The organism is Palleronia salina (assembly GCF_900141995.1).
In the GTDB taxonomy this organism is placed as follows: Bacteria; Pseudomonadota; Alphaproteobacteria; order Rhodobacterales; family Rhodobacteraceae; genus Palleronia; species Palleronia salina.
In genome coordinates this window covers 273,530-297,395 of the sequence record NZ_FQZA01000004.1, presented here as the reverse complement: position 1 = coordinate 297,395, position 23,866 = coordinate 273,530, and the positions used below count along the sequence as shown (strand labels likewise).

The 23,866-nt window shown below is 67.3% G+C and carries 20 protein-coding genes, 1 tRNA gene and 1 pseudogene; 6 read left to right on the top strand and 16 right to left on the bottom strand.

The genetic code is table 11. The features are described from left to right. On the top strand, positions 1-314 hold a 314-nt coding region (locus BUB76_RS08670), incomplete at its 5' end, for an integrase core domain-containing protein (RefSeq protein WP_139250819.1). 1,829 nt (positions 315-2,143) lie between these two features. On the opposite strand, the gene BUB76_RS08665 is transcribed toward BUB76_RS08670, so the two are convergent. From BUB76_RS08665 to BUB76_RS08645, 6 genes and pseudogenes are all read right to left on the bottom strand, one after another. Next, positions 2,144-3,124: a hypothetical protein gene (locus tag BUB76_RS08665; RefSeq protein WP_073128359.1), complete on the bottom strand. Its 981-nt coding sequence runs from the start codon at positions 3,122-3,124 to the stop codon at positions 2,144-2,146. A 24-nt stretch (positions 3,125-3,148) separates the two neighbouring features. Continuing rightward, positions 3,149-3,493 (bottom strand): annotated as a pseudogene (locus BUB76_RS18330) (DUF6538 domain-containing protein); the annotation flags it as partial. Then, positions 3,493-3,567, bottom strand: a tRNA-Gln gene (locus BUB76_RS08660). The pseudogene BUB76_RS18330 and the gene BUB76_RS08660, both read right to left, overlap by 1 nt. A gap of 246 nt (positions 3,568-3,813) precedes the next feature. After that, on the bottom strand, positions 3,814-5,595 hold the full coding sequence (locus BUB76_RS08655; RefSeq protein WP_073128358.1) for a KpsE/RkpR family capsule polysaccharide export protein: 1,782 nt from the start codon (positions 5,593-5,595) through the stop codon (positions 3,814-3,816). Then, positions 5,573-6,232, bottom strand: a complete 660-nt coding sequence (locus BUB76_RS08650; protein ID WP_073128357.1) for an ABC transporter ATP-binding protein — start codon at positions 6,230-6,232, stop codon at positions 5,573-5,575. Before BUB76_RS08650 ends, BUB76_RS08655 begins: the two co-directional genes overlap by 23 nt. Before the next feature lie 137 nt (positions 6,233-6,369). After that, positions 6,370-7,668, bottom strand: coding sequence for a Na+/H+ antiporter NhaA (locus BUB76_RS08645; RefSeq protein WP_073128356.1), 1,299 nt, complete (start codon positions 7,666-7,668; stop codon positions 6,370-6,372). A 161-nt stretch (positions 7,669-7,829) separates the two neighbouring features. On the opposite strand from BUB76_RS08645, the gene BUB76_RS08640 reads away from it, so the two are divergent. Genes BUB76_RS08640 through BUB76_RS08630 form a run of 3 tightly spaced genes read left to right on the top strand, consistent with a single transcriptional unit; the run spans position 7,830 to position 9,752 of the window. Further along, the gene (locus BUB76_RS08640) at positions 7,830-8,357 is read left to right on the top strand and encodes a peptide-methionine (R)-S-oxide reductase (RefSeq protein ID WP_084140597.1); all 528 of its coding nucleotides are present in this window, start codon (positions 7,830-7,832) and stop codon (positions 8,355-8,357) included. Between the two features lie 37 nt (positions 8,358-8,394). Then, the gene (locus BUB76_RS08635; RefSeq protein WP_073128355.1) at positions 8,395-8,979 is read left to right on the top strand and encodes a uracil-DNA glycosylase family protein; all 585 of its coding nucleotides are present in this window, start codon (positions 8,395-8,397) and stop codon (positions 8,977-8,979) included. Next, complete coding sequence (locus BUB76_RS08630; protein ID WP_073128354.1) at positions 8,976-9,752, top strand: SseB family protein; 777 nt, start codon at positions 8,976-8,978, stop codon at positions 9,750-9,752. Before BUB76_RS08635 ends, BUB76_RS08630 begins: the two co-directional genes overlap by 4 nt. Positions 9,753-9,786: 34 nt before the next feature. On the opposite strand, the gene BUB76_RS08625 is transcribed toward BUB76_RS08630, so the two are convergent. The 8 genes from BUB76_RS08625 to BUB76_RS08590 all read right to left on the bottom strand — a co-directional run bounded on the left by BUB76_RS08625 (position 9,787) and on the right by BUB76_RS08590 (position 18,840). Beyond that, positions 9,787-10,722, bottom strand: coding sequence for a 2-hydroxyacid dehydrogenase (locus BUB76_RS08625; RefSeq protein WP_073128353.1), 936 nt, complete (start codon positions 10,720-10,722; stop codon positions 9,787-9,789). After that, positions 10,719-11,339 carry a glutathione S-transferase family protein gene (locus BUB76_RS08620; protein ID WP_073128352.1) on the bottom strand — a complete coding sequence of 207 codons (621 nt, stop codon included), beginning with the start codon at positions 11,337-11,339 and terminating at the stop codon, positions 10,719-10,721. Before BUB76_RS08620 ends, BUB76_RS08625 begins: the two co-directional genes overlap by 4 nt. Positions 11,340-11,399: 60 nt before the next feature. Then, positions 11,400-12,545, bottom strand: a complete 1,146-nt coding sequence (gene rodA / locus BUB76_RS08615; protein WP_073128351.1) for a rod shape-determining protein RodA — start codon at positions 12,543-12,545, stop codon at positions 11,400-11,402. After that, positions 12,542-14,464, bottom strand: coding sequence for a penicillin-binding protein 2 (mrdA, locus tag BUB76_RS08610; RefSeq protein ID WP_073128350.1), 1,923 nt, complete (start codon positions 14,462-14,464; stop codon positions 12,542-12,544). Before mrdA ends, rodA begins: the two co-directional genes overlap by 4 nt. Further along, positions 14,461-15,000: a hypothetical protein gene (locus tag BUB76_RS08605; RefSeq protein WP_073128349.1), complete on the bottom strand. Its 540-nt coding sequence runs from the start codon at positions 14,998-15,000 to the stop codon at positions 14,461-14,463. Before BUB76_RS08605 ends, mrdA begins: the two co-directional genes overlap by 4 nt. After that, positions 14,993-15,904, bottom strand: a complete 912-nt coding sequence (gene mreC / locus BUB76_RS08600; RefSeq protein WP_073128348.1) for a rod shape-determining protein MreC — start codon at positions 15,902-15,904, stop codon at positions 14,993-14,995. Before mreC ends, BUB76_RS08605 begins: the two co-directional genes overlap by 8 nt. Before the next feature lie 33 nt (positions 15,905-15,937). After that, positions 15,938-16,975 carry a rod shape-determining protein gene (locus BUB76_RS08595; protein ID WP_091845486.1) on the bottom strand — a complete coding sequence of 346 codons (1,038 nt, stop codon included), beginning with the start codon at positions 16,973-16,975 and terminating at the stop codon, positions 15,938-15,940. Between the two features lie 281 nt (positions 16,976-17,256). Further along, entirely contained in the window at positions 17,257-18,840 is a 1,584-nt protein-coding gene (locus tag BUB76_RS08590) for a 2-isopropylmalate synthase (protein ID WP_073128346.1), read from the bottom strand. 243 nt (positions 18,841-19,083) lie between these two features. Here BUB76_RS08590 and BUB76_RS08585 point away from each other — a divergent pair, with 243 nt between their 5' ends. Together BUB76_RS08585 and BUB76_RS08580 are read left to right on the top strand one after the other, a co-directional pair. Beyond that, positions 19,084-19,746, top strand: a complete 663-nt coding sequence (locus tag BUB76_RS08585) for an SDR family NAD(P)-dependent oxidoreductase (RefSeq protein WP_073128345.1) — start codon at positions 19,084-19,086, stop codon at positions 19,744-19,746. Next, the gene (locus BUB76_RS08580) at positions 19,740-21,269 is read left to right on the top strand and encodes a cryptochrome/photolyase family protein (RefSeq protein WP_073128344.1); all 1,530 of its coding nucleotides are present in this window, start codon (positions 19,740-19,742) and stop codon (positions 21,267-21,269) included. Before BUB76_RS08585 ends, BUB76_RS08580 begins: the two co-directional genes overlap by 7 nt. Positions 21,270-21,347: 78 nt before the next feature. On the opposite strand, the gene BUB76_RS08575 is transcribed toward BUB76_RS08580, so the two are convergent. Further along, positions 21,348-22,349 (bottom strand): LLM class flavin-dependent oxidoreductase, encoded by a 1,002-nt coding sequence (locus tag BUB76_RS08575; RefSeq protein ID WP_073128343.1) that lies wholly within the window; start codon positions 22,347-22,349, stop codon positions 21,348-21,350. A 58-nt stretch (positions 22,350-22,407) separates the two neighbouring features. Continuing rightward, a complete protein-coding gene (locus BUB76_RS08570; RefSeq protein ID WP_073128342.1) occupies positions 22,408-23,835 on the bottom strand; it encodes an MORN repeat-containing protein in 1,428 nt (475 codons plus the stop codon). Between the last annotated feature and the right edge of the window lie 31 nt (positions 23,836-23,866).

The following is a 23,866-nucleotide window of genomic DNA, read 5'->3' as shown; positions in this document are numbered from 1 at the left end:
AGTTTATAAGGTCCGACAACGGTGCCGAATTTGTTGCTCTGAAGGTCCGCGACTGGATCGGCGCCGTCGGTGCCAAGACCGCCTACATCGAGCCTGGCTCACCTTGGGAGAACGGCTACTGCGAAAGCTTCAACGCTCGATTCCGCAACGAGCTGCTCGACGGAGAGGTTTTCTATTCGCTCCGTGAGGCCCAGATCCTCATCGAGCGGTGGCGTCGCCACTACAATACCGTCCGGCCCCACAGCGCCTTGGGCTACAGGCCTCCGGCGCCGGAGAGCATCATAGCCGTCGACCGGCGACCAGCGATGCACTAACAATCAACCTGGACCACTCGGTTGGGGCAGCTCAGGCTAGGCGCCCTTGATGCTTTGCAAAAGGACGGTCTAGCACGTCGCACGGAACTTCTCCCCATGTGCAAGATCGGCACTTTGCCGAAACCCAGCGATCACGGCACTCAGTATCCTCTCGACCCGCAGCTGCAAACGGTTGCAGATGGGGAGACGCGTCGGGTCAGGTCAGCCATTGCATTTTCTTGGCGCATGGCTCTTCTGGGAGGTGTCTTCACGGTCGGGGACGATCCAGGCATCGGGGAATTTCTTTCGCGGAATCGGCTGCAAGAGCTCAGTGCGCTCCGCACCGAAACGTTTGGTACCAAGCGGCCGTCCCAGAAGACCTACGAGGGCTACATTAGGGAGCTTTCGCGGTTCATCATCTCTCGCGGAGGCCAGGGCCTTCCGTCCAATATCTCACCGGTCGAACGCAGGTGGATTGAACTCAGAGCACTCGCGAGGAAGTCTGAGACTTTGACACCAGCGAGAGTGATGAACCTCGCCGCAGTCTCTACACCGGCGAAAGCCGAAGGTCTTTCGCTCCGTGATCTGACGCGGGACTGGTTTGCGGAACGACTCGCTGTGTTACCCGCGGAAAAGCGCCGAGCATTCTCATCCGCCTGCTATACGCTCAATGAACTCGTAGCGATCCACGGGCGGAGTGTAGACTGCTTGCCTCCGAATTGCACCGGAGTGCGCAGGAAGCGTTGAGTGTCTGCGCCGGACGGAGGATAATAGGACACTCCGGGTTATCCGAAGGTGGCGAGCAGCCCGAGCAATTAAGCGTTTTTTGTTCATGTATCCGGACCCATCTCCCGAAAAAGGAGATGCAGATGACGCAGAGCAGGACAAAACGTAAATATTTCAAGCTTCGTTCGCCCGGATTTTTAATGCTGGCGAGCTAGAACTCTGGCTGGGGGTCAGCCGCAATTCCGTAGCTTCTATCGCCGAAAGGTTTGGGCTCCGGGCCATCGACGGACGCTTCCCGGAGGCAGAAGTGTATCGCAAAATACTCGGAATCGACCCGCGCGATAGCTTAGATCGGGATTACCTGCGGCGGCCACTTGAGGGCGTCACATGGCTCTCGCGCAGGATCAATGCGCCAGCAAGCACGGTCCGGGGCAAAATCAGAAACGGCACGTTTGGCTATCCGTGTGGCGTCCAGCTCTCGGAGATTTCGGAAGGCGGAGCGGCGCCACGATCGCGCCGCTGGATGCCCTGCGTCGTTAACGCGCTGGCGGAAGGCAGAGAGCCGCCAGCCTTCGTTCGAGTCTCAGAAAATCCAGAAGATACCAATGACAATTCGAGCGTGGCGGCAGGGCGGAATAACGTTTTTGCGGATATCGTGCGCAGGAACGATGATTCCGCACAGCAATAACCAAAATAATAACATGTCGTTCGCTTTCGGCACCGGGAAGCGAACGACCTTTCGTTACCGGCTGCTCAGGAACGGCCAATCTTCCCACTAACGCTCGATAATCAAAAGGAGATCGCCGATGTCGGAGCCTATCATCCAGGACGTGATTGAATTCTGTAAAGCTAGTGAAAAGACGACCGTTCGTCAGTATGGCAAAAATCTTGAGAAGGCGTGCGATATAGTAGCGCGCCAAAGGAAGCATGACCTACGGCAAGATCTGATCTGTCTGGAAACCTACCGGCACTGGATGCCCAAGTTCGATCCTCGCTCCGCTCCTATTCTGGAGCGGATCGCGCGGGAAGGTTTGTCCCAACAGACATATAAGCAATACGCCGAAGATGGGCGGCGGGCGATTGAGCACTTCACGGGAGCTCTGCGGGCGCGTCAGGAACGCCGTTCACGGCAAGACACGAATGTAGAGCGGGTCATTTGGCGCAGCGGCCTCGATCGCACGAGCGACCTCCTTGTAGGAGAGGACCTCCGGCACGTCGTGGCAGCCGAGATCCTGCGCCGCCTTGAACATCCGTTTGAGCCCGTCGCGATTGCGTCGGATCGTCGTCATGGTCAGGCGAGGGACGAGTTTCTCCACCAGCAGTGCGCGCTTCTCCAGGTCGCAGATATCCGTGCGCGCGCGGATCTCCTCGGTAATGGCCTCGTCCTTGGCATCGGCGATGTCGATCTCGTCCTGCTTGGTGAGCTGTGGCCGCTCTTTGACGGGACGCCCGTTGCGCTTTGCCCGCTCTGTGAACCGGTTCTTGCCGTGGCTCCGGCCCTGCGTCTTGGGCAGCCGCGCCATCCAGGCGACGAACTCCTCCTGCCGAAGCCGCGTGATCATCGACACGGGAATGTCCCCGAAGAACTCGATCGCGATCCGTGCGATCGCGTCGATGTTGCCCTTCATGCTCTTCGTCGGATGGCGCTTCAGCGCCCGTTCCCAAGCGTCGGAGAGGCGCACGGTGCGGCTCTCGAGGAAGCGATCCACGGTCTCGGCCCCGAAACGGGCCACGACCGGTGCGGCGGTCGTGCGGGCATCCTCGCCATCGAGCGCGCTGGTCTCGATCTCCTTCAGCTCGCGGACAAGATCGACGGCGCGCCGTCCGAGATCGTTCGGGATCGTTGTCGGCAGGCGGATGCCCAAAGCGTCTGCCGCCTGGCGCAGCGTGTCGTCGACCTTGGAGAAGTCGCCGCGGCGGGCACGCCGCTTGAGCGTCAGGGTCTCCTGCTCGAGGAGCGTGATACGCGCGTCAATCTCGTCGTCCTCGAGGATCGCGGCGGTGTCCTGGTCGAGGACAATGCGCGCGAGTTCGGCGCGCAGGCTTTCGGTCAGGAGAAGGGTGATCTCCTCGGCGGGCATCTGCTGGAATGTCTGGTCGGTCATCAGTCTGGTCTCTTCGCGTTCCAAGGTTGCGAGGAGACGAGCCGCCCGGCTCATCGCCTCGGGCAGTAGAGCGGTTCGAAGCGAGAGACAGAAAAACTTTTGCCGGGCCTTTTTCGCGATGACGTTGGGTAAGCGCTTTCGGAAGTAAAAGATTCGACCGCGGCGCTGGAGATAGGGGCCAGCCGGTCGGCGCCGGGCGCCATGGGGACCTGACCGGGACCGACCGGCCTCGGCTGACGGCGGGTCCTTGCGCGGCGCGCTTTGTGTCACAGCTTGTGTCACAGTCTGTGCGGTGTGTGACACAGCGTTTTGCGACCGGGACCGGTCGACCCTATTTTCTTGGGCTTTTCGCGTCTGGGAGGAAAACATGGCTGGGGTGGTAGGATTCGAACCTACGGTACACGGTACCAAAAACCGCTGCCTTACCGCTTGGCTACACCCCAACGCGAGAGTGCTTTTAGGCAGGGCGTGCGGGGGACGCAAGGGGGTCCGGTCGGGAAACTGGCGAAATCCTGAAGTGGTCTCACGGACCCGGATCGGCCAATAAGGGACCCGGGTCCGGCCTTCCAAAGCGCCGCGCCTCCACCTGCGATGCGAAGCGGACCGCCCCGGCCCGGGCGGCGATCCCGCGGCGCGGGGCGGGGCGATGCTGGCCCGTGCCCCCCGTTTCCGGCCGGCCGGGGTCTGGCCTAGGCCGAGACCTGTTCGCGCAGGATCGAGGCCGTCAGTGACAGCAGCAGGTAAAGCCCGGCGAAGACCAGGAACGCCAGCAGCGTGTTCTCGAAGGCACGCGGATAGCTGGGCTCGTCCGGGGCGACCGGCGTCACGCCCAGCGACAGGTATCGGGTCTGGCGGTTCGCCTCGAGCCGGGCGGTTTCCAGCTGCTGCAGGGCCTGCTGCATCAGGGTGGTGCGCGTGGCCAGGTCGGTTTCGGCGATGCGCAGCTCGGCCGACACGCGCGCCAGCGACGCGGCGCTGCCCGAGCCATCGGTCATCTGCGACCGCAGGTCGTCGACCACGGCCTGCAGGCGTTGGATCTCGCCCTCGACACCGGCCAGCCGCGCCTGGTTGGGGCGCCGGTTGGCCAGGATCGACTGCCGCTCGATCTGCTTCTCGCGCAGCTGCGTCTCGAAGGTGGTGATCTGGCCCATGACCGAGCCGGACTCGGCCGCGGGATCCAGCACACCCAGCCGTTCCTGCAGCTCCAGAACGCGGTTCTGGGCGGCCAGCATCTTGGCCTCGGCCTCGTCGAAGCTGGCGCGGGCGTCGGCCATCTGGTCGCCGCGCAGCCGCTGGGTCAGGTTGTCGACGCGTTCCTCGGCGTAGTCGATCAGCCGGCGGGAATATTCCGCGCTCGTCTGCGGATCGGCGGCGATGACCTCCATCTTCACGATGCCCTCGGTGGGGTCGTAGCCGATTTCGACCACGTCCTCGTACATGGCATAGGTCTGTTCCATGCTGGCGTCCTCGGGAAGCCGCTGGATCGGATCGATGAAGTCCTGGCTGAAATGCGCGCGGAAATCGGCGTCCTCGTTCAGGCGCATCATGGCGTCGCGGGACATGAGGTAGCTTTGCACCGCGATGCTGTCCTGCGAGGTGGCGAACCCGGTGCCCGAGAACAGGCCCCCCAGCCCGCCGCCGCCCGAGGCCTCGGCCTGCTGGATCACGAATTCGGTCTGGGTGGCGTACATGGGCGTCGCCACCTTGAAGTAGTAGTAGCCCGCGATCAGCGTTGGCAGCGCCACGAAGAAGGCCAGCCGGGCGGTCAGCAACGCCAGCTTGCGGCGACGACGTTTGGCGATGTCGCGCTGGATCGCCTGGATCTCGTCGGTGCGCCGGGCGCCGCGCTCGTGGCGGAACCGGTCGGTCTCGGTCGCGGGAAGCTTGTCGCGCGCCACGGTCTGCGGAAGCTGGACCTTGTCCGGCGCGGCGTCGGCGCTGCGGCGGGCGTCCGGGACCACCAGTTCCAGCATGGTGGCGCGTTCGAACGGGTCGATGCCGCGCTTGCGCAGCTGGCGCACCGCGTCGAAATCCGACGTGGCCGCGATGTCGTGCTTCTGCGCCAGCCGCCGCGCCATGCGCAGCTGTCGCCCGGTCAGCCCTTCCTTTCGGATGGCGGCCAGGTCGGTTTCGGCGGCGACCTGCGAGGGCGGATCGATATCGGCGGGCGGTGTGTCGGCGCGGGATTGCTTGCGGGCGGCCGCGGCGGGGAAGGCGTCGCGCATGGGGCGGGGGGCCGCGTCGCCACGGTCGGCGGGATCGCTCGTGGGCGCACGGCCGGTTTCGGCGGGCCGCACCGTGGCGACGGGGCGCTGGCGCGGCTCCGGCGACGAAGGTGCAGCGCCCTGTGCGGACGTCCCCGGGGTGCCCTGCGCGTTCGCCGGGGTCTGTCCGTCGCTCGCCGCCGCGGCGCTGGCCAGCGGGCTCGACTTGCGGATGCGAAACTTCTTAGCTTTGGGTTTCGTAGTCATAAAGACGCTTCGCCTCTTCCAGGGTGTCGAACTGGTGCAATGTCCCGTTCATCAGCACCGCCGCAGAGCGGCAGAATTTCTCGAGAATCTCGGGCTGGTGGCTGACCACGACGATGGTCGCGTCCTCCAGCCTTTCGCGCAGGATGTCACCCGCCTTTCGGTTGAACTCGGCATCCATGGTCGAGGGCATCCCCTCGTCGATCAGGTAGATGTCGAAATCCAGCGCCAGCAACAAAGCGAAGCTCAGCCGCGACCGCATCCCGGCCGAGTACGTGCCCACCGGCATGTCGAAATATTCGCCCAATCCGCACAGCCAGCGGCAGAAGGCTTCGAGGTAGTCGGGGTCGAGCCCGTAGAGCTTGGCGATGAACCGCGCGTTCTCGCGGCCCGACAGCCGGTTCACGACACCGCCCATGAAGCCCAGCGGGAACGAGATCCGGCTCGTGCGCCGGATTGACCCCTCGTCCGGTTTCTCGAGCCCCGCCATCATGTTGATCAGCGTGGTCTTGCCCGTCCCGTTGGGGGCCAGGATCCCCAGCGAATGGCCAAGCTCCACCCGGAACGACGCGTGGTCGAGGATCACCTTGCGGTGACTGCCCGTCCAGAAGGACTTCGAGACGTCGTTAAATTCGATCATCGTCGCGTCGTCGGCCTCAATGCATCCGGTCCAGCCTTATTGCGGCGTGGTTCGCACCACTCTAGGCGCCGAATGCGGCCATATTATGGGAGGGTTCGGGCACCCCGGCAAGCGCCGGTCGCTGTGACATCACGGCGTTACCGCTGGGGAGCCAGTCCCAGCGCCCGGGCCAGGACCCAGGCCAGGGGCGCGGTCACCAGCGAGCCCAGCGCACCCAGCACCGCCGCGTCGCGCAGCGTCGGCCCCGCGAAAACGGCGTCCGACAGCGCGACGGGCAGGGTGATGCCGCAACCGGCCACGACGCACAGCACCGCGAGCGTGCGGCGGTCGATCCCCCCGGGCAGCCGCATCCTCAGGACCCCGAGCGCCAGGAGGCAGGCCAGCCCCAGGCCCAGCGGCTTGCCCAGGACGAACCCGGCCAGGACCAGCCCGCTCAGCGCCGTGGCGTCCGACAGGACCACGCCCATGTTCACCAGGCCGAAGGCCAACAACGCCGCCTGCGCCGGGCGCATCAGGCGGTGCGCCGCCTCGTTCAGCGGATCGTGCAGGTATTTCTCGGCCGAGGCATAGATCCCGAAGGCCCGGTCGGCATGGGGCAGCGCCGGGATGATCGGCAGCAGGCCAAGGGCCGGGGCCACGCCCGCCCGCGCGAAGGCGAACCAGCTGACGAGGCCCGCGAGCGCGTAGGGCCAAAGCCCCAGCCTGCGGCGCAGGGCGTTGGCCGCCGGTTGCAGGTCGTTGCCGCGGTCCAGCCGCCGGGGCAGCCAGTTGCAGGTCAGCCAGGCGGTCCCGGCCGCGGCGACCGAAAGCAGAAGCCAGCCCGGGGCCATCTCGGGCGGGTTGCTGACCGCGGCCAGCACCGCCATCGCAACGGCGTCGTCCATCAGCGCGATGAGCAGCAGCAGCCGCAGCGCCGGGTGTCCCGCCCCGAAAATCGCCCGCGCCACCACGAAGCTCAGCGCCAGGTCGGTCGAGATCGGCACGACCCAGCCCGGCGCCACGGCCGCCGCGCCGATCGGGCCCAGCAGCAGCCACGACAGCCCCAGAAAGACCAGCGCCGGCACGGCCATGCCGCCGAGTGTCATCACCAAAGGCAAGTGCGCCCCGCCGCCGCGCAAGGCGCCGTGGTCCAGCACCGAGGCCTCCCAGACCTCCTTGCCGGCGATGAAGAAGAACAGCGCCATCAATGCGTCGTTCACCAGGCTGCGCGGCGTCAGGACGCGGGTCACGTCGCCCAGCTCGATCACGCCGAACGCCGCGCCGCTGGTCTGCAACCACACCGTCGCGTCCTGCCCGACGAGCCCGTTGAACAGCAGCGGGTAGGCAGTCACCCGGTCATAGCTGCCCGCGTCGAGCTGCGCCCAGGTCAGCGCGACCGCCGTGCCCACCAGCAAAAGGCCCAGGTAGGTCGGGACATGGTTCCAGACGCGGTACATGGCGGCGGCCCTTTGCGGTGGGAAATCGCCTTGGTGCTAGTCGCCACCGAAGGGGCTGGCAAGGCGGACGATCACGGCGCGGTGCCACGGGTGTCAAATGACAGTAACACGATTCCGGTATAGTCTCGCTTTGATCCATTTTACTTCATCGGAGATTTCAGATGTCAGTCCCGGGAAATATCGGGCGCCGCGCGTTCCTGGCAGGCGGCGCCAGCGGAGCTGCCCTGGTCGCGGGAACCGCACGCGCCCAGGACACGCCCGCCGCCAATGCCGACGGCGCCTTCACCTACGAAATCCGGCGCAGCCCCGAGGAATGGCGCGCGCAACTCAGCGAAGACGAATACAGCATCCTGCGCGACGGCCGGACCGAGCCGAACTGGACCTCGTCCTACGCCAAGGAAAACAATCCCGGGACCTATCACTGCGTGGGCTGCGATCTGCCGGTCTACCGCTCCGAGCACTGGCAGGAACTGCCCATCGGCTTCGTCTTCTTCACCCACGCGATCCCGAACGCGGTGCTGACGGGCATCGACACCACCGACTACAACGGCGCGCTGCCCGAGCCGCTTGAGCTGATCGAGGTCCATTGCCGCCGCTGCGGCAGCCATTTCGGCCATGTGATCGTCTTCGACGGCGCCACGCCGCTGCACTGCATCAACGGCACCGCGCTGTCGCTGCAATCCGCCTGATCTTGGCAAGACCCGCGGAGCGCTTAGATCGGGCAGCATGACGCCGCTGCCCGACCGCCTTGCCGCCTGCAAGATCTGCGCCGACCGTTTCGCCACCACCGCGACCTGCCACGAACCGAACCCGGTCGTGTGGTTCCGGCGGGGCGCGCGCGTGCTGATCGCCAGCCAGGCGCCGGGCATGCGCGTCCACCAGGCCAATACACCGTTCTGGGACCAGTCGGGCAAGCGGTTGCGCGACTGGCTGGGTATGGACGAGGACACGTTCTACGACCGCGAGCGGGTGGCGATCGTGCCCATGGCCTTCTGTTTTCCGGGCTATGACGCCAAGGGCTCGGACCTGCCCCCGCCGGCGATCTGCGCGCGGACCTGGCGCGACGCCGCGCTGGACCATGTGGGGCAGGTGGATCTCACGGTGCTGATCGGCGGTTACGCGCAGCGCTGGCACCTCGGCACACGCGCCGGGGTCACCGACACGGTGAAGGCCTGGCGCGACCACGCGCCCCGGATCTTTCCCTTGCCGCACCCCTCGTGGCGCAATACCGCGTGGCTGAAGCGCAACCCGTGGTTCGAGACCGATCTGCTGCCGGCGTTGCGCGCCCGCGTGAAGGAGGCCCTTGGATGACCCCGCTCGACACCGCCCATGCCGCGATGGAGGCCGCGCCAGACGATGACGACGCGCGGCTGACCTTCTACGACCGGGTGGCGGCGGCCGAGCTCTACCTGCTTCTGACGGCCGAGCCCGAGGGTGACGCGCTGGATCCCCGCCTGTTCGAGACGTCGCAGGGGACCTTCGTGCTGGTGTTCGACCGGGTCGAGCGGCTGGGCGATTTCGCCCATGACGGGGCGACCTACGCGGCGTTGTCGGGCCGGACACTGACGGCGATGCTGACGGGGCAGGGGGTCGGGCTGGCCCTGAACCCCGGCGTCGCGCCGTCGTCCTTCCTGATGCCGCCCGACGCGGTCGACTGGCTGGCCGGCACCCTGCGCGACGGCCCCGACGAGATCGACGCCCGACCGACCGAGATCGCCGCGCCGACTGGGCTGCCCGAGAAACTGCTGGGCGCGCTCGACGCCAAGCTGGCGACCGCCACGGGCCTGGCGCGCATGGCCTACCTGGTGGCGACCACCTACGAAGGCGGCGGACGGGGGCACATGCTGGCCTTCATCGACCCGGCCCGCGGAGCGAACGGTGCCCTGGCCCGCGCGGTGCGCGAGGCGCTGGTCTTCTCGGGGCTCGAAGCCGGGACGCTGGACGTGGCCTTCTTCGACGCCTCCGACCCCATGGCGGCACGCCTGGCACGCCACGGGCTGCGGTTCGACCTGCCGAAGTTCGAACCGCGCGCCGCGCCGTCGGCCCCCGGCACCGACCCGGATCGGCCGCCCAAGCTGCGCTAGCCTCCGATTTATCGCGCAGAGGCCAGGGTCGGGCTCAGTATCCCGCCTGCCGATCGACAAGGTGCAGGAACGGCTCGCCCGCCTCGCCGCGGCGGATGTTCTCGGCGATGACCTTGGCACAGCTCTCGGGGCGCGAGACCGAGGCGATGTGCGGCGTCACCGTCACCCGAGGGTGGTGCCAGAACGGGTGTTCCTTCGAAAGCGGCTCGGTCCGGAACACGTCCATCGTCGCGTGGGACACCCGGCCCTCGTCCAGCGCGGCCAGCAAGGCGTCCTCGACGACCAGCGCGCCGCGGCCCGGGTTGATGACGACGGCGCCCTCGGGCAGCCGGGCCAGGCGGTCGGCGTCCAGCAGGTCCTCGGTCGCCGGGGTCAGGGGCAGCAGCGCGACGCAGATATGGCTGCGGGCCAGCGCGTCGGCCAAACCCTCGTCCCCGTGGAAACAGGTGATCCCGGGCAGGTCCTTGGGCGACCGGCTCCAGCCCGCCACGTCGAAGTTCAGCCCGGCCAGCGCGCGGGCGCAGGCCGATCCCAGCGCGCCCAGCCCCAGCACCGTCACCTTGCGGTCGCGGGCCAGCGGCGGCGTGACGGGGGTCCAGTCGCCGGGCTTTCGCGTGATGTCGGCGTCGATGTTCAGATGGTGTCGCAGGACGTGGGCGGTGACGTATTCGACCATCCCCTCGGTCAGGCCCGGGTCGACCATGCGCGCCAGCGGCATGGTCAGGGTCGGGTTGTCCACCACGTCCTCGACCCCTGCCCAGAGGTTCAGCACCGCCTTGCAGCGGGTGAAGGGCGAGAAATCCTGCAACGGGCCGTTGGGCGCATAGACGATGTAATCCACCGTGTCGGGCGCGTGGTCGGTGGCGAGGTCGGCCGCCACGCCCGCCTCGGCCAGTGCGGCTTCGAGCGGGCCGCGCGTCTCGTCCCAGCGGTCGGGCCGGGCGGCGAAGAGGACATTCGGTCTATTCATGCCGGGTTGTCTTGCGGCATCAGCGCGTCGTCGATGCGGTCGGCCCGCAGCTTGGCCGGCCGGTCCTTCAGGCCCGCCCAGTAGGCCGTGATGGCCGGACGCGGCTCGATCGTGCCGAAGGCCAGCCCCCAGCCCACCTGCGAGCCGAGATAGACATCGGCCGCGCTGAAACTGTCGCCTGCCACGAAGGTGCGTCCGCTGACGGCCATCTCGAGCGTATCCATCGCCCGGGCATAGTTGCCATAACCCACCTGGACCTCGCGATCCGAGGGCATTTCCAGCCCCATCGCCTTGTGGGTGACCGCGTATTCCAGCGGCGAGGCGGCGAAGAACAGCCAGCGGTAATAATCGGCCCGGTCCTGCGGGGCGGGGGCCAGCCCGGCCTCGGGGAAGGCATCGGCAAGGTAGGCGCAGATCGCCGCGCCCTCGGTCACCACCCGGTCGCCGTGGATGATCGTGGGCACCTTCCCCATGGGGTTCGCGGCCAGCAGAACGTCGGGACGGGGGGCGTCGAAGGCCACCAGCGTCGTGTCGTACGCGCAACCGACCTCTTCGAGCATCCATCGCACGATGCGGCCCCGCGACATGGGGCTGGTAAAAAAGCGCAGATAGGACATGGCGTCACCTCGTTGACCGCGCGTCGAGTATCGCACGCGGGACGACCGCCCGCAAAGCCCTCAGCGCCCGCGGGGGCGGTGGACATGGGCCGATTGCGCCAGCCCGAAGCCCACCATCAGCACCAGCATCGCGGACCCGCCGTAGCTGACCAGCGGCAGGGGCACGCCGACCACCGGGGCCAGGCCCATGACCATGGCCATGTTCACGGCGAAGAACAGGAAGAAGGTCGCGCCGACCCCCAGCGTCAGGAGCGATCCGAACCGGTCGCGGTTGCGGATGGCTGACACGACGCAGAAGAACACCACCAGCACGTAAAGCGACAGCAGCGAGAACGCGCCCACGAAGCCGAATTCCTCGGCCAGCGTGGTGAAGATGAAGTCCGTGTGCTTCTCGGGCAGGAAGTTCAGCCGCGACTGCGTACCTTGCATGAAGCCGCGCCCGGTCCACCCGCCCGAGCCGAGCGCGATCTTCGACTGGGTGATGTGGTACCCCGCCCCCAGCGGGTCGGTGCTGGGGTCGAGGAACGTGTCGATCCGGCGATACTGGTAGTCCTTCAGAAGCTGCCAGTCGGTCCCGCGGGACGAGAAGACCGCGGCGACCGTGCCGACGCCCGCGCCGATGACGGCGATGAAGTACCACCAAGACACGCCCGCCAGGAACATCACGATGCCGCCGCCGGTCACCAACAGGATCGAGGTGCCGAGGTCAGGCTGGCGCAGCACGAGGTAAGTGGGCAGCGCGATCAGGATCAGCGGAATGATCACCCAAAGCGGGCGCGACGTCTTCCGGATGTCCAGCCAATCGTAATACGCGGCCAGAATCATGATCAGCGTGATCTTCGTCAGCTCGGACGGTTGCAGCCGCATGAAACCCAGGTTGATCCAGCGTTGCGCGCCCATGCCGGTTTCGCCGAAGAACTCCACCGCCAGCAGCAGCGCCAGCGAAACGCCGTAGGCCAGTCCCGCCATGTTGCGCCAGAACCAGATCGGCACCATGGCGATCACGAACATGGCGAAGACGCCCAGGGCGAAGCGTTTCATCTGCGGCTCGGCCCAGGGCTGCAACGACCCGCCCGCCACCGAGTAGAGCATCAGGAACCCGACCGACGCCACCGTGACCAGCAAAAGCAGCAGCGGCCAGTTCAGGTAGAGGATCTTGGACGGGCCGGTGGGCACCGTCTTGACGTTGTATTCCAGGTAGCTCACGCGCGGCCCCTGCGGTCGGACGGCCGAAAGTCGTCGCGCAGCGGCAGCTCGGACAGCAGCGTTTCCATCCGCCCGCGCTGGGACGAGGGATAGCCTTCCAGCGGCGGCATCTCGCCGTAGAGCGCGAAGAGCATGATATCGCGCGCGATCGGTGCGGCCGCCGAGGATCCTCCGCCGCCATGCTCGACCACCACCGACACCGCAAGGCCCGGATTGTCGACCGGCGCGTAGCCCACGAACAGCGCGTGGTCGCGTTCCTCCCACGGCACGTCCTGGTTGCGCACGACGACACTGCGCACCTGGCTGGTGCCGGTCTTGCCGGCCATGCGCATGTTGTCGGGCTCGATCCGCGATCCGTAGGCGGTGCCGCGACGCGAATTGGTGACGGAGTTCATCCCGTTGCGAACGAGGCGCAGGTGTTCGGTGGCGAAGCCCAGCGGCTCGGCGCCCCGCACCTCCTGTTCGACCCCGTCGATGGATTTGACCAGACGCGGCTCGATCTTGGTACCCGAGGCCAGCCGCGCGGTCATCACCGCCAGCTGCAACGGCGTGCTCAGCACGTAGCCCTGCCCGATCGAGGCGTTCAGGCTGTCGCCCACGCGCCAGCTCTGGTCATAGCGTTCGCGCAACCACTGCTTGTCGGGCATGACGCCGGGGCTGACCGCCGACATGGGCAGGTCGAACCGTTCGCCGAGGCCGAAGCGGCGCGCGGTCTCGGCGATCTTGTCGATGCCCACGCGCTGGGCCAGCTCGTAATAGTAGACGTCGCAGGACTGCTGCAACGACTTATCGAGATCCACCCAGCCGTGGCCGCCCCGTTTCCAGCAATGGAAGCGGCGGTTGCCGAGCTCGTGGTAGCCGCCGCAATAGAACGTCTCGCCCGCCGACAGCATGCCGGCGTCCAGCGCCGCCATGGTCACCATCATCTTGAAGGTCGAGCCGGGCGGGTAGGCGCCCTGCACGGCCTTGTTGCTGAGCGGGCGATACTTGTTGTTGGTCAGATCGCCGTAGTCGCTGACCGAGATCCCGCGCACGAACTTGTTGGGGTCGAAGCTGGGCGCGTTGCCCACCGCCAGCAGGTCGCCGTTGCGCGTGTCCATGACAACCGCGCTGGCCGACAGGCCCAGCGCCAGCCGCGCCTCGACGAAATTCTGCAGCCGGCTTTCCACCGTCAGCTGGATATCGGCGCCCGAAATGCCCTCGTCGCGGCCCAGCTCGCGCATGACGCGGCCGGCGGCGTTCACCTCGATCCGGCGCGCGCCGGCCTTGCCACGCAGGTCACGCTCGTATTTCTGTTCGACCCCGGTCTTGCCGATCTGGAACTTGGGGATCTGCAACAGCGGGTCGTCGTCGTCGATGCGGCTGAGATCGTAGTCGCTGACCGGTCCGACATAGCCCACCACGTGGGCGTAGTCCTCTTGCAGGGGATAATTACGGGTCAGGCCCACGTCCGGCGTGATGCCGGGCAGGGCGGGGGCATTCACCGCCACCGTGGCGATGTCTTCCCAGCTGCGCTGGTCGGTCAGGGTCACCGGCACGAAGGGCGAGCGGCGCATGATCTCTTTCCGCGCCCGCTCGATCTCGACCGGGTCGAGATAGATCAGCTGTTGCAGCTTGGCGATCACCGCGTCGACGTCGCCCGCGTCCTCGCGCACGATGACCACGCGATAGTTCTGGGCGTTCTCGGCCAGCGGGATGCCGTTGCGATCGAAGATCAGGCCGCGCGCCGGCGCGATGAGCCGCATGTTGATGCGGTTTTCCTCGGCCAGCAGGCGGAAGGCATCGGCCTGCTCGACCTGCATCTGCCGCATCCGCCAGCCCAGAAGCCCCGCCACGCCCAGTTGCAGGCCCCCCAGCACCGCACCGCGGCGGGTGACCTTCTTCATCGAGCTTTCGGTGTCGCGCGGGCTGCGTTTCATGCGCGGATCCCCCTGCTGTCACGCTCGGCCGGGCCGGGCGGGCGCACCCCGATGACGAAGGCACTGATGGCGACCACCACCGGATAGACGGCGGCCGTCACGAATGCGTGAACGATAACGCCGGTCAGCGGCGGCTGCGGCACCATGACGATGGCCAGGATCAGCGCGTTCAGCAGCGAGATCGCGAAGATCGTGCCGGTCACCATGGCCCATTCCACCGGGAACGGCATCTCGGCGCTCAGGTGCCCGCGCGGGCGCAGGAATTCCATGCCCAGCAGGACCAGCGCGGTCCAGAGGCCCAGGGGACGCAGGAACAGGATATCCGACACGGCGATCACCGCCGCGACAAGAAGGACCGGGACGTAATCCGGCCGCCGCAGGACCCAGGCGAAGGCCAGGCACACCAGCAGGTCCGGCCCGACGAAGGCCGAGGCCGAGATGTGGAAGGGCAGGATGTGCACGAACAGGATCGCCGCCGAGAGGGCCGTGAAATAAAGGCGAAAGCCCCAGATCCGGAGGGTGAGCGGATCAACCATCGGCGGCCTCGGACGCGGGCGCGGCGGCGACTGTGTCGGGTGCGCGCAAGGGCGCGACCAATCCGCCGGGGTCGTCGATGGCGGCGCCGGGCTGGGCGCGCAGCACGCGCAGGAACTCGAGCCGTTCGTAATCGGCGGCCAGTCTCACGCGCAGGCGGCGGTCGGCGCCCTGGACGACCTGGCCCACCAGCAACCCGGCGGGCAGCACGCCCCCATCGCCCGAGCTGACCACGCGGTCGCCGGGGCGCACCGACTCGGCCTCTTCCAGGAAATCGAGCGGGGGCAGGGACGAGTTGTCGCCCGCCAGCAGCGCCCGCTGCCCCGAGGGCTGCACGGCCACCGGCACGCGGCTGTTGCTGTCGGTCAGAAGGATCACCCGGGCCGAGCTGTCGCCAACGCCCGAAACGCGACCCACGAGGCCCAGCCCGTCGGTCGCGGCCCAGCCGTCGCGGATCCCGTCGCGCGCGCCAAGGTTCAGCAGCACCGACTGCCGGAAGGGCGACCCGCTGTCGGCCAGCACGACGCCGGTGATGAAGGTCAGCTTGGGGTCCAGCCGCACCTTGTTCAGGTCCAGCAGCTTGGCGTTCTCCTGTTCGAGCTGCAGGGCCGCCTCTTTCCACGCCTTCATCTGCTGCAGCTCGCGCCGCAGCTCCTGGTTCTGCTCGTAGATGCGGGTGTAGCTCTGGAAGTTCTCGACCATGCCCGCAAGCTTGGTGACCGGGACCAGCGCCCAGTCGAAGCTGGGCACCACCTGGTCGACGATCTGGGCGCGGAACCGCTCGGCCCGGGGGCTGTCGATGCGCCAGAACAGGAAGACGGCCAGCAGCAACACCACGACCACCCCGGTCACGATGCGGCGAACCGGGCGGGTGAAGTCTTCGCTGTTGTGTCTATCAGTCGCCATGGCGCCCAAGCGGCCGGGGCCGTCCTTCGCGGATCAACTGTCGTAGTCTATCACATGCCGAAGCTGTTTTTCATATTCCAGCGCCTTGCCGGTGCCGAGCGCCACACAATTCAGTGACTCGTCGGCGATGGACACGGCGAGGCCGGTCTGCTCGCGCAGCGCAAGGTCCAGCTCGCCCAGCAGCGCGCCGCCGCCGGTCAGCATGACGCCACGGTCGACGATGTCCGCGGCAAGGTCGGGCGGTGTCGCTTCCAGCGCGATCATCACCGCCTCGCAGATGGCCTGCACCGGCTCGGACAGGGCCTCGGCCACCTGGGCCTGGTTGATCTCGGTTTCCTTCGGCACGCCGTTCAGCAGGTCGCGGCCCCGGATCTGCATGGCGGTTCCGCGCCCGTCGTCGGGCATGCGGCTGGTGCCGATGGTGGTCTTGATCCGCTCGGCCGTCGACTCGCCGATCAGGAGGTTCTGCTGGCGTCGCAGGTAGCTGACGATGGCTTCGTCCATGCGGTCGCCGCCCACGCGCACGCTGCGGGCGTAAACGATATCGCCGAGGCTCAACACGGCCACCTCGGTGGTGCCACCCCCTATATCGACGACCATACTCCCGGTCGGATCTGTGATGGGCATGCCCGACCCGATGGCCGCGGCGATGGGTTCGGCGATCAGCCCGGCCTTGCGGGCGCCGGCGCTGATCACCGACTGGCGGATCGCGCGCTTCTCGACCGGCGTCGCGCCGTGGGGGACGCAGACGATTATCTTCGGCTTCGAGAAGGTCGTGCGCTTGTGGACCTTGCGGATGAAGTGCTTGATCATCTCTTCGGCCACGTCGAAATCGGCGATGACGCCTTCGCGCATGGGCCGGATGGCCTGGATGGAACCGGGGGTGCGGCCCAGCATGAGCTTGGCATCCTCGCCCACGGCGAGAACCTGCTTGCGACCGTCGCGAACATGGAAGGCAACGACCGAAGGCTCGTTCAGCACGATGCCGCGGCCCTTCACGTAAACGAGCGTGTTCGCCGTTCCCAAGTCTATGGCCATGTCCGAGGAGAAGATCCCCGTCAAACTGCTCATGTCCGTCATCCCCAAAATCGCAAGACCGGCCGGCGCCGCGGGTGGCGTCAGGGCCGTCCGCGCCTTTTAGGGGATGGCCGGAACGGGCGAAAGGGGCGTGCCCGGCACCACAGGCATATTTTTGCCACACCTGCGGGAAAGCGCGGTGACGGACACACCCCTAATGTTGGATAAGTGAAACTTTGTGCGGAAAAGTCAAACGTTCCGATGCGCGCTTGTCGCAATATTGAAAGTTATTTTTTCGCGCCCGATCCGCGGGAACCGGGCGCGAGTCGGCTGGATCAGCTCACGTCGCGGTAGCTGATGACCTTGGTGTCGTTGCCGGGACCGGTCCGGCCCCGCTTGACCAGCAAGCGGTTCAGCGCGCTGACATAGGCGCGGACCGATGCCACGACCGTATCGGTATCGGCGGACTGGCCGGTGACGATGCGCCCGTCCTCTTCCAGCCTGACCGTGACGGTCGCCTGCGCATCCGTGCCCTCGGTCACAGCGCTGACCTGGTAGAGCTGCAGCTTGGCGTCGTGCGAGACCAATGCCTTCAGCGCGTTGAAGGCCGCGTCGACGGGGCCGTCGCCGGTCGTTTCCGTATGCGCCTGTTCGCCGTCGATCAGCAGCGTCATGTCGGCGGTCTGGGGGCCCTCGGTGCCGCAGACCACGCGCAGGTGCTGCAGCTGGATGGTCTCCTCGCCCGCGCCCTGGGCCTGGACCAGAGCCTCGATATCCTCGTCGAAGACCTCTTTCTTGCGGTCGGCCAGTTCCTTGAACCGCACGAAGATGTCGTTCAGCTGGTTGTCGGCCACGTCGAAGCCCAGCGTGCGCAGCTTTTCCCGCAAGGCGGCGCGGCCCGAGTGCTTGCCCAGCGGCAGCGACGTGCCGGCCAACCCGACATCGGCGGGGCGCATGATCTCGAACGTCTCGGCGTTCTTCAGCATTCCGTCCTGGTGGATGCCGGATTCATGCGCGAAGGCGTTCTTGCCGACGATCGCCTTGTTGAACTGGACCGGGAAGCCCGAGACCGTCGCCACCCGGCGCGAGATCGCCATGATCTTCGTGGTGTCAACGCCGGTCGAATAGGGCATGATGTCGTTGCGCACGCGCAGGGCCATCACGACCTCTTCCAGCGCGGTATTGCCCGCGCGCTCGCCCAGCCCGTTGATCGTGCACTCGATCTGGCGTGCGCCGCCATCGACGGCGGCCAGCGAGTTCGCCGTCGCCATGCCCAGGTCGTTATGGCAGTGGGTGGCGAAGATCACGTCCTCGGCGCCCTCGATCTCGGCGATCAGGCGGCGGATCAGCTCGGCCGATTCCGCCGGCGCCGTATAGCCCACCGTGTCGGGGATGTTGATCGTGGTGGCGCCGGCCCTGATCGCGATCTCGACCGTGCGCTTGAGGAAATCCCACTCGGTCCGGGTGGCGTCCATGGGCGACCATTGCACGTTTTCGCACAGGTTGCGGGCGTGGGTTACCGTTTCGTGGATGCGCTCGGCCATCTCGTCCTGGGTCAGGTTCGGGATGGCGCGGTGCAGCGGCGAGGTTCCGATGAAGGTGTGGATGCGGGGGCTGTTGGCGTGCTTCACCGCCTCCCAGCAGCGGTCGATATCCTTGAGGTTCGCGCGCGCCAGTCCGCAGATCGTGGCGTTCTTGGTGTTCCGCGCGATCTCGGACACGGCGGCGAAATCGCCTTCCGATGCGATGGGGAAGCCGGCCTCGATGATGTCGACGCCCATCTCGTCCAGCATCGACGCGATTTCCAGCTTTTCGCGGTGGCTCATGGTGGCGCCGGGCGACTGTTCGCCGTCGCGCAAGGTTGTGTCGAAGATCAACACGCGGCCGTCATCGGCCTTCTTCAAATCCTGGTGGGTCATTTTCCTGGGGTCTTTCGCTTGCTTCTGTCCGTCCCGGCGCTGGTCCACCCCTGAGCGGTCGCGCCGGAAGGCACGCTCAGAGGCGCGTAAGAAGCAGAAGCAGGCCGCGCTGGGCCGTGATGTCGAAGCGCGTTTTCATGTGCGACACTTTAACCGTGAATCGTTAAATGAAAACCCCCGGATTTGACCGCCATGGCCCCCCGTCTAGGTGCCTGCGCATCGCGACAGCACGGGGGACGCGGGATGAAGAAGGCGCTGGTCATCGGGGCATCGGGCGGCGTGGGACAGGCGGTGGTCGCGGAACTGCGCGGCCGCGGGGTCGAGGTGACGACCCTGTCCCGCTCGGAAGACGGCCTGGACGTCACCGACGAGCGCAGCGTCACCTCCGCCCTGGACGGCGTGGACGATGACATGGACCTGGTTTTCGTGGCCACCGGCGCGCTGACCTGCACCCGCGATACGCCCGAAAAGCAGCTGGGCGACCTGGGCGCGGACGAACTGCTGGCGCAGGTCTCGCTGAACGCGCTGGGTCCCGCCCTGGTGCTGAAGCACTGGAAATCCCGCATTCCCCGCAAGAAGCGTTTCGTCTTCGCCGCCCTGTCGGCGCGGGTGGGGTCGATCGGCGATAACGGCCTGGGCGGCTGGTATTCCTACCGCACGTCGAAGGCCGCGCTGAATTCGCTGCTGCACGGCGCCGCGGTCGAATTGGGGCGGACCCACAAGCACGCCATCGTCACCTGCCTGCATCCCGGCACCGTCGCCACGAGCTTTACCGAAGATTATCCCGACCACGACAAGGTGACGCCCGAGCAGGCCGCGAAGAACCTGGTCGACGTGATCGACGGGCTCGACCCCGCGCAGACCGGGCAATTCTTCGACTACGCCGCGAAGCCCATTCAATGGTAGGGCGGCTGATCCTCGTCCTGGGGGACCAGGTGTCCGAGGACCTGTCGGCGCTGCGCGGTGCCGACCGGGACGACGACGTGGTCGTGATGGCCGAGGTCGCGGACGAGGCCGGCTACGTCCCGCACCACCCCAAGAAGATCGCGTTCCTCTTCGCCGCCATGCGGAAATTCGCCGCGCGGCTGCGCGACGATGGCTGGCGGGTGGCCTACACCACGCTGGACGATCCCGCGAACTCGGGCTCGATCCCCGGCGAGTTGCTGCGCCGCGCGGACGAATTCGGCACCTCGCACGTGGTGGCGACCGAGCCGGGCGAGTGGCGGCTGATCCACGCGCTGCAGGACTGCCCGCTGGATATCGAGATCCGGCCGGATGACCGCTTCCTCGCCTCCCACGCCGAGTTCGACCGCTGGGCCGAGGGTCGCAAGGAACTGCGGATGGAGTGGTTCTATCGCGACATGCGCCGCAAGACCGGCCTGTTGATGGAAAATGGCGAGCCCGCGGGCGGCAAGTGGAATTACGACCACGAGAACCGAAAGCCCGCCCCCGACGCGGTCGATTTCGGCGGGCCCATGCAGTTCACCCCGGACGAGACCGTGGACGAGGTGCTGGAGCTGGTCGGCCGTCGCTTCGGCAACAATTTCGGCGACCTGCACCCGTTCTGGTTCGCCACCGACCAGGGCCAGGCGCGCCGGGCGCTGACCCATTTCATCAAGCACGCGCTGCCGAAATTCGGCGACTACCAGGACGCGATGCTTGCCGACGACCGGTTTCTCTACCACGCCGTCATCTCAATGTACCTGAACGCGGGGCTGCTGCACTGGCGCGAGATCTGCGACGCGGCCGAGGCGGCCTGGAGGGCGGGCGACGCGCCCCTGAACGCCGTCGAGGGCTTCATCCGGCAGATCATCGGCTGGCGCGAATACATGCGCGGCATCTACTTCCGCGAGGGGCCGGATTACACGTCGCGCAACGAACTGGGCCATGGCCGGTCCCTGCCCGGCTTCTACTGGGGCGACGCCACCAACATGCGCTGCGTGTCGAAGGCCGTGGAGCAGACGCAGGCCGAGGCCTATGCCCACCACATCCAGCGGCTGATGGTGACCGGCAATTTCGCCCTGCTCGCGGGCATCGACCCGCACGAGGTGCACGAGTGGTACCTGAGCGTCTACGCCGACGCCTACGAATGGGTGGAGGCGCCCAACGTCATCGGGATGAGCCAGTTCGCCGATGGCGGTATCGTCGGGTCGAAGCCCTATGTCTCGTCCGGCAATTACATCGCCAAGATGTCGGACTACTGCGACGGGTGCCATTACAACGTGAAGACCAAGCTGGGCGAGGGGGCCTGCCCCTTCAACCTGCTCTACTGGGCCTTCATGGACCGTCACCGCGAGCGGTTCGCGTCGAACCCGCGCATGGCGCAGATGTACGCCACGTGGGACCGGATGAAGCCCGAGCGGCGCGAACAGATCCTGTCCGAGGCCGAGACGTTCCTGAACCGCATGGCGCAGGGCGCGCTGGTCTGACAGGTCGGAGGGGCTCTGCCCCGCCGCTGGCGCGGCCCCCGGAGTATTTCCGGACCAGTGATGGAGGAGGCGCGGCGCTCAGGCGGCCAGCGTCGCGTCCCTGTTGCCCAGGATGTCGGCCGCGATCTCGAAGGATCGAAGCCGGGCGGCGTGATCGTGGATCTGGCCGGTCAGGATCAGTTCGTCCGGGCGGTGTTCGCGGATGAGCGCGTCGAGCTGCCCGGCCACGTCGTCGGGGGCGCCGGTGGCGCTGATGCGCAGGGCCTGGTCCACCGCCCGGCGCGTGGCCGCGCCGATCTCGGCATCGATATCGTCCACGGGGCGCGGCAGCCTGCCGGGCGTGCCCTGCCGCAGCCGGGCGAAGGCCTGCTGCATCGACGTGCGCAGGCGCCGGGCCTCGCCGGCGTCATCGGCGGCGAAGACGTTCACCGCCAGCATGAAGTGGGGCCGGTCGAGCTGCGCTGAGGGGCGGAAGCGCGCGCGGTAGATGTCGCGCGCCTGGTCCAGCGCTTCGGGCGCGAAATGCGAGGCGAAGGCGTAGGGCAGGCCCAGATGCGCCGCCAGTTGCGCGCCGAACAGCGAGGAGCCGAGGATCCAGAGCGGCACGTGGGTGCCCTCGCCCGGGTGGGCGCGGACCGCGGCCCCGGGGTCGGGGTCGGGCTCGCCCAGAAGGCGCTGCAGCTCGACCACGTCGGCGGGGAAGTCGTCGCTGCCCGGGCGCCGCAGCGCGCGCATCACCGCCATGTCGCCGCCGGGCGCGCGCCCGAGGCCGAGGTCGATCCGGCCCGGATGCATGGTGGCGAGCGTGCCGAACTGCTCGGCCACCGTCAGCGGGGCGTGGTTGGGCAGCATGATGCCGCCCGCACCCACGCGGATGGTCGACGTGGCGTCGGCCACGTGCCCGATCAGGACGGCGGTCGCGGCGCTGGCGATGCCGGGCATGTTGTGATGCTCGGCCATCCAGAAGCGGTGATAGCCCCAGGACTCGGCCTTCTGCGCCAGCTCCACGCTGTTGGCGATGGCCGCGGAGGCGGTGCTGCCCTCGGGGACGGGCGACAGGTCGAGAACGGAATACTTCATGACATCGGCTCCTTGGTCACCCTTGCAGGTGGGCACGCGGGGCCGCCCTGAAAAGGGGTCACTCGGCCGCCGCGCCGTCCTCCGAGGCCGGGACGGTCAGGGCGCCGTTCAGCCATTCGCCGCTGGCCTCGTCCCCGCTGGCATAGGTGATCGTGCCCTGGCCCTGCCGCTCGCCGTCCTCGAAGCTGCCGGTATAGACATCGCCGTTGGGGTAGGTCGCCGTGCCTTGCCCGTCGATCCGCCCGGCGACCCAGTCGCCTTCGTAGGTTGCGCCATCGGGATAGGTGATCCTGCCTTCGCCCTCGCGCAGGCCGTCGACGAAGCCGCCCACGTAGACCGTGCCGTCGGGATAGGTGGCGGTGCCCTGGCCCTGCCGCTGGCCGTCGACCCATTGCCCTTCGTAGACATAGCCATCGGGGAAGGTCATCGTGCCCTGCCCGTGGTTGCGGGCATCGCGGAACTCGCCCTCGTAGACCGAGCCGTTCACATAGGTGGCCACGCCTTCACCCTCGATCACGCCGTTCGCCCACTGGCCTTCGTAGGTGTTGCCGTCGGGATAGGTGATCTTGCCGGTGCCGTCGGGCAGGTCGTCGCGGAATTGCCCCTCGTAGACCGCGCCGTCGGGATAGACGACGCTGCCCTGTCCCTCGATCCGGCCGGCGACCCATTCGCCGGTGTAGCTGTAGCCGTCGGGGCGGGTGAAGGTGCCCGTGCCCTCGCGCCGGTCGGCGACGAAATCGCCTTCGTAGGTGTCGCCGTTGGCGTATTCCACGCGGCCCTCGCCCTGGCGCTCGCCGTTCACCAGCTCGCCCGTGTAGACGTCGCCGTTGGGCTGGGTCAGGGTGCCGGTGCCGGTGATCTGGCCTTCCTGCCAGTCGCCCTCGTAGGTCAGGCCCGAGGGCATGGTCAGGCTGCCGGTGCCGTGGCGCTGGTCGGCCTCCATCTGCCCGGCATAGACCGCGCCGTCGGCATAGGTGATGGTGCCATCGCCCGATTTCTCGCCGTCGACCCAGTCGCCCTCGTAGACATAGCCCGAGGGGCTTTCCATGCGGCCGATGCCGTGGTGGCGGGCGTTGCGGAACCCGCCCTCGTAGCGCACGCCGTTGGCGTAGACGGCGACGCCCTGGCCGTTGATGGTGCCGTCCTGCCACTCGCCCTCGTAGGTGCCGCCATCGGCGAAGAAGATCTTGCCCTGTCCCTCGGGCTTGCCGGCGGCGAACTCGCCCTCGTAGACGCTGCCGTTGGGGAAACGCGCGATGCCCTGGCCGCGGATCTCGCCGTCGACCCAGTCGCCGCTGTATTCATAGCCGTTGGGCAGGCGATAGGTCCCCGTGCCGTCCTGGCGGCCGCCCGAGAACGTGCCCTCGTAGACGCCGCCATCCTCGTACTGCTTGGTCATCACCGTGCCGTCGTCGGACTGCGCGAGCGCGGGACCCGCGGCCAGAATCGCGGCAAGGCTGGTCAGGATCAGCGGTCTGGTGGGCATCGACGGTTTCCCCCTTGGTCGCGCGGCGGGC

What these genes read in the sequence shown, in the direction of transcription:
- BUB76_RS08580 (WP_073128344.1), top strand. Translation starts at nt 19,740, where the DNA reads ATGGTAGGGCGGCTGATCCTCGTCCTGGGGGACCAGGTGTCCGAGGAC.
- BUB76_RS08585 (WP_073128345.1), top strand. Translation starts at nt 19,084, where the DNA reads ATGAAGAAGGCGCTGGTCATCGGGGCATCGGGCGGCGTGGGACAGGCG.
- BUB76_RS08620 (WP_073128352.1), bottom strand. Translation starts at nt 11,339, where the DNA reads ATGTCCTATCTGCGCTTTTTTACCAGCCCCATGTCGCGGGGCCGCATC.
- BUB76_RS08655 (WP_073128358.1), bottom strand. Translation starts at nt 5,595, where the DNA reads ATGACTACGAAACCCAAAGCTAAGAAGTTTCGCATCCGCAAGTCGAGC.
- BUB76_RS08665 (WP_073128359.1), bottom strand. Translation starts at nt 3,124, where the DNA reads ATGACCGACCAGACATTCCAGCAGATGCCCGCCGAGGAGATCACCCTT.
- BUB76_RS08640 (WP_084140597.1), top strand. Translation starts at nt 7,830, where the DNA reads ATGTCAGTCCCGGGAAATATCGGGCGCCGCGCGTTCCTGGCAGGCGGC.
- mreC (WP_073128348.1), bottom strand. Translation starts at nt 15,904, where the DNA reads ATGGCGACTGATAGACACAACAGCGAAGACTTCACCCGCCCGGTTCGC.
- mrdA (WP_073128350.1), bottom strand. Translation starts at nt 14,464, where the DNA reads ATGAAACGCAGCCCGCGCGACACCGAAAGCTCGATGAAGAAGGTCACC.
- BUB76_RS08650 (WP_073128357.1), bottom strand. Translation starts at nt 6,232, where the DNA reads ATGATCGAATTTAACGACGTCTCGAAGTCCTTCTGGACGGGCAGTCAC.
- BUB76_RS08605 (WP_073128349.1), bottom strand. Translation starts at nt 15,000, where the DNA reads ATGGTTGATCCGCTCACCCTCCGGATCTGGGGCTTTCGCCTTTATTTC.
- BUB76_RS08595 (WP_091845486.1), bottom strand. Translation starts at nt 16,975, where the DNA reads ATGAGCAGTTTGACGGGGATCTTCTCCTCGGACATGGCCATAGACTTG.
- BUB76_RS08575 (WP_073128343.1), bottom strand. Translation starts at nt 22,349, where the DNA reads ATGAAGTATTCCGTTCTCGACCTGTCGCCCGTCCCCGAGGGCAGCACC.
- BUB76_RS08590 (WP_073128346.1), bottom strand. Translation starts at nt 18,840, where the DNA reads ATGACCCACCAGGATTTGAAGAAGGCCGATGACGGCCGCGTGTTGATC.
- BUB76_RS08570 (WP_073128342.1), bottom strand. Translation starts at nt 23,835, where the DNA reads ATGCCCACCAGACCGCTGATCCTGACCAGCCTTGCCGCGATTCTGGCC.
- BUB76_RS08635 (WP_073128355.1), top strand. Translation starts at nt 8,395, where the DNA reads ATGACGCCGCTGCCCGACCGCCTTGCCGCCTGCAAGATCTGCGCCGAC.
- BUB76_RS08645 (WP_073128356.1), bottom strand. Translation starts at nt 7,668, where the DNA reads ATGTACCGCGTCTGGAACCATGTCCCGACCTACCTGGGCCTTTTGCTG.
- BUB76_RS08630 (WP_073128354.1), top strand. Translation starts at nt 8,976, where the DNA reads ATGACCCCGCTCGACACCGCCCATGCCGCGATGGAGGCCGCGCCAGAC.
- BUB76_RS08625 (WP_073128353.1), bottom strand. Translation starts at nt 10,722, where the DNA reads ATGAATAGACCGAATGTCCTCTTCGCCGCCCGGCCCGACCGCTGGGAC.